This is a genomic window from Pseudomonas sp. K5002, assembly GCF_013386655.1.
Taxonomy (GTDB): Bacteria; Pseudomonadota; Gammaproteobacteria; order Pseudomonadales; family Pseudomonadaceae; genus Aquipseudomonas.
In genome coordinates this window covers 1-1,251 of sequence record NZ_JACARK010000940.1, presented here as the reverse complement: position 1 = coordinate 1,251, position 1,251 = coordinate 1, and the positions used below count along the sequence as shown (strand labels likewise).

General features: G+C 59.6%; 2 protein-coding genes. Both read right to left on the bottom strand.

All coding sequences use genetic code 11. The annotated features are described in order from the left end of the window. Positions 1-38: 38 nt before the first annotated feature. Positions 39-692, bottom strand: coding sequence for an HAD family phosphatase (locus HX846_RS31335; RefSeq protein WP_003219744.1), 654 nt, complete (start codon positions 690-692; stop codon positions 39-41). A gap of 29 nt (positions 693-721) precedes the next feature. Then, a partial coding sequence (locus HX846_RS31330) for an ABC transporter ATP-binding protein (protein WP_178966881.1) occupies positions 722-1,251 on the bottom strand: 530 nt, incomplete at its 5' end.

Below are 1,251 nucleotides of genomic sequence, written 5' to 3'. Positions count from 1 at the left end.
ATAACGGATATGTACCCACCTCAAACCAGCACAAAACGTCAGACCCAATGATGAATCGGCCACCCAGCCTTCTCAGCATGCGCCCGCAGCACCGGGTCCGGATTCACCACCTGCGGGTTCTCCACCTTCAGCAACAGCGGCAAATCATTGCGCGAATCCGAGTAGAAGTACGCCCCATCAAGGTGCTCACCTTCCTGCTCCAGCCATTCCATCAGGCGAGTGATCTTGCCTTCGCGGTAAGTCAGTACACCTGTGGTCTTGCCGCTGTACACCCCATGGGCGACGTCCAGCTCAATCCCCAGCACTTCATCAATGCCGATACGCGCCGCAATCGGCTTGACCAAGTGCGTCCCCGACGCCGAGATCACCAAAATCCGGTCACCATTCTTGCGGTGCTGTGCAATGGTACGGGTGGCTTCGCTGTAGATCAGCGGCTCGATAACGTCTTCCACCCACGGCTCTACAAGGTGCTCGATCTCTTCCGGCGTGCGGCCAATCATCGGCTCCAGGCTGAAGTCCATGAAATCCTCCATGGCCAGCTCACCGCGGCTGTAGGCCGCCATCAGTTCGTCGTTCTTGCGCATGAACGACTCGCCATCCACCCAGCCCAGGCGGCCCATCTGCTCGCTCCACAGGGTGGCGCAGTCGCCGTGGATCAGGGTGTCGTCCAGATCAAAAATTACCAATGCCATCTGTCACGCTCTCTCAAATAAATCGTGCGTCAGGCTACTTCACACAACGCACTTGGGTCGATGGAAAGTGCCAATCTCTGACCATCCGGGTGCAGATCGTCAGCCGAGCGGTTAAGCACATCCACCACCAATTCCACGCCCCGGGCTTCGATGCGGTAGCGAATCACGTTGCCCAGCAGGCTGTGGCTGCGCACCAACGCATCCAGCTCACCGCTGCGGCTGAGCTCAATGGCCTCCGGGCGAATGGCGATGCGCCCGGTGATCGGACGCTGCAACAGTTTGCTGGCCTTGTCGGCGTCCAGCAGGTTGTAGTTGCCGATAAAGCCCGCGGCGAACACATCCACCGGCGCGGTGTAGAGGGTCTCGGCATCGCCGCTCTGCACGATCTTGCCCTGGTTCATCAGGAAGATCCGGTCGGACATGGTCAGGGCTTCTTCCTGATCATGGGTCACGAAGATGGTGGTCAGGCCCAGCTCGCGCTGGATCTGGCGAATCTGTTCGCGCAGGTGCTTGCGAATCCGTGCGTCGAGGGCCGACAGCGGTTCATCCAGCAGCAACA

Bases quoted from the DNA above. Each gene is read 5' to 3' on its own strand.
- HX846_RS31335 (WP_003219744.1), bottom strand. From the start codon at position 692: ATGGCATTGGTAATTTTTGATCTGGACGACACCCTGATCCACGGCGAC.